Origin of the sequence: Parafrankia sp. FMc2 (assembly GCF_041008525.1) — a bacterium.
Lineage (GTDB): Bacteria > Actinomycetota > Actinomycetes > Frankiales > Frankiaceae > Parafrankia.
Genome location: NZ_JBFLUG010000315.1, coordinates 1 through 2,846, shown reverse-complemented (window position 1 = coordinate 2,846; position 2,846 = coordinate 1). Strand labels below are relative to the sequence as shown.

Annotated in this window: 2 protein-coding genes and 1 pseudogene; 1 reads left to right on the top strand and 2 read right to left on the bottom strand. The window is 69.4% G+C overall.

Annotated features, from left to right (window positions below):
* Nucleotides 1-95: 95 nt before the first annotated feature.
* Nucleotides 96-1,241, bottom strand: a complete 1,146-nt coding sequence (locus AB1460_RS36665; RefSeq protein ID WP_368967103.1) for a transposase — start codon at nt 1,239-1,241, stop codon at nt 96-98.
* Between the two features lie 190 nt (nt 1,242-1,431).
* Here AB1460_RS36665 and AB1460_RS36660 point away from each other — a divergent pair.
* Nucleotides 1,432-1,575: pseudogene (locus tag AB1460_RS36660) on the top strand (IS5/IS1182 family transposase); the annotation flags it as partial.
* A gap of 190 nt (nt 1,576-1,765) precedes the next feature.
* On the opposite strand, the gene AB1460_RS36655 reads toward AB1460_RS36660, so the two are convergent.
* On the bottom strand, nt 1,766-2,846 hold a 1,081-nt coding region (locus AB1460_RS36655; RefSeq protein WP_368967102.1), incomplete at its 5' end, for a diguanylate cyclase domain-containing protein.

Sequence of the window (2,846 nt, the reverse complement as noted above, 5' to 3'; positions counted from 1 at the left end):
CCACGAAGACATAAGACACCTCCGTGATCTACAAGCGGCGTGCCTGCTTGTCTGCGAACGACACGTGGTCCCACCGGCCCGCCCCCACGAACCGGTCACGGCCAGCCCGACCCAGGCAGACCCGACCTACCCGTCAAAGCGAGAGCGTGCCGGAGCCTTGGGGTGGAACGGGACGCGGTGTAGCGGGCGCGGCGTTGCTGGTTGGCGACGTTGCGTAGGCCGAAGGCGACCCAGTAGACGAGCTTCGCCAGGCGGTTCACACCCTCCGCCGCGGCGTTGGACAGGCCGTGGAGGATCGCGCCTGTGATCTCGACCCGCCAGCCGGAGATCGTCTCCGCGAGGGTGACGAGTTCGGGGACGGTCGCACCGACAGTCGCGCAGAACTCGAAGAACCTGGTCAGGGCCCTGTCGATGTCGGTGCGGCAGGTCGCCAGGCCGGTGCGGGTCGGGGAGAGCGCGAGCAGGTCGAGGAGCAGGTTCTTCGCGCGCCAGGCGGTACCGATCTCGAAGCAGGCTGTTCCGCCGAGGACGGCGAGCGTGGTCAGGATTTTCTCCCGGCCGGCAGGGGTGAGCGTGGCGGGGCCACGCAGGAGCAGTTTCTTGATCTGGTACTCGGGGTCGGTGGCGCGGCCACGGCGACGGCGCAGCCGGTGGGTCACCCGGCGGCGGACGTCACCGACAGCCTTGTTCGCCAGCTGCGCGACGTGAAAAGGATCCACCACGAGGACCGCGTGCGGGAGCGCGGCGCGGGCCGCGGCCTTGTAAACCGTGGACATGTCAATCGTGACGGCCCAGATCGCGGCGCGCCAGGCGGCGGGCTGGTCCAGGATCCAGCCGGTCACCGGCCCGGAGGTCCGGCCCTCGACGACGCCGAGCAGGCCATGGCCGCCGACAGAGTCGATCAGGACGGTCTGCCAGCGGTCGGCGTCGGTGACCCAGCGGCCGGAATCGGGGTCCCGGTGCCAGCGCGGCGAGCCCCGCCGGTGGTCGTCCAACCCGAGTACCGACACCTCGGGCAACGGCCCAGACACCGACCGGCGCGGCTTCGCCCCCGTCTCACCAGCAGCGGGTTCCGTGCCGGCCTCGGCGGGCGGGCCGGCCTGCGCGGCACCCGCCACCTCGACCACCTCGGCCGGGTCGGTGACCACGATCCCGGCCTGGTCGGCGACCCGCACGAAGCCGCCGTGCGCGGTGTGCCAGCTCACGCCGAGCACTCCGGCGACCCGGCTGACCGGGACCATCCAGTCCCCGACGAGGTGACCCGCCGTCTCGAGCGCGGCCACCGACACCCGCCCACCGGGCGCCGCCAGCGGCGTGCCCTCCACGAAACCGCCCCGCGCACAGCCGGTGTTCTCACACGTCATCCGCCGCTTACGCCAGGTCACCCGCAGCGGCACCACGACCAGATGGCGCACCGTGTGCCCGACGACCTCCTTCACCCGACCCGACGCCGTCGCGCAGTCCGGGCAGCGGGCCACCGTCTCCGCCGTCGCGGCCACGTGCACCGTCGACGAACCGTCCGCCTCCCGCTCCACCAACTCGACCTCGAAACCCGCCAGGCCCAGCAACCCGGCCAACGCACACCCCGTACCCTCGACCACGACGCACCCGTCTCCTGACGATCATTTCCCTAGACAAGAAACGATCTTTACAGGCAGGTGGGTGCGTCCCTTTCCACGCCCCTCGACGGTAACACTCCGTTACCCATCGCAATCACGGGCCGTCAGCGACTGAACACGGCATCCAGTCACCTGCGAAGAGCCGGTTAACCCTCGATGACAAGGCAGTTCTTCCCGCTCCGTTTCGCCCTGTACATGGCAGCGTCGGCTCGGTGCAACAGCGCCTCGGCTGTCTCTGGCGGGTGCCCAGCGCGGACCAGCCCGACGCTGACCCGGGCCGACCATTCACGCCCGCCGACCTTTACGGGGTCTTCAAAGCTGGCGAGGACCCGCTCGCCGATGCTCTCCGGGAGGTCCGGGCCCTCTTCGAGGATTACGGCGAACTCGTCACCCCCTATCCGGGCCACCGTGTCCGAGTTCCTCACGCAGTCACGCAGCCGCTGGGCGACGACCTGTAGCACCTGGTCCCCGGCGCCATGGCCGAAACTGTCGTTGACGGCCTTGAAGTCGTCCAGGTCACAAAACAGCAGGGCTACGTCGCGGCCGTCGCGGTGGCTGACCGTCAGGAGCTTCCTGAGCCGGTCGTTGAACAACTGCCGGTTACCGAGATCAGTCAGCGGATCGTGCAGCGCCCGGTGATACAGGTCTCGCCGGGCTGCCTGTACCCGGCGGAGCAAATCCTCGTTGCTGCGGATCGTCACGAGCTGGCGTAGCAGCATCAGGCAGACCAGGATGATGAGGTTCGGGATCTCCACGTTGCTGATCGTCGGAATGTCTTCCGACCCGGTCGTGAGCTCGTCGATCAGGAGCACGACAATCGCAGCCAGCGGCAGATACCAGATCGCCAGCCGCGCCCAGACCCGCTGCCGCCGCGTCGTCCCTGGCCGGGCCCGCTCCCCGGCAGGGCGCCGACCGGCAACAGCCGGCCGGGCCACCGCGTTCAGTACGGCGACGGCGATCAGCCCGAGTCCGACCATGTTGCCGAGGTAGATGTCCGGCGGGACCCGGGTACGCGGCCCACCCATCCCGATCAGGTAGCCGGAGATGCCGGCAGGGACCGTCATCGCGGCCAGGCCGGCGCCGAGGACGGCCAGCACCGGATGGCCGCGGGGCCGACGGTGGAAGATAACCAGCAGGACTATCAAGATCAGGATTAGGTCGATGAACGGATAGGCGAGCGCGAGAACGAGCACAGGTATGTCCAGCGTCGCGAGCCGGTCTCCCTGG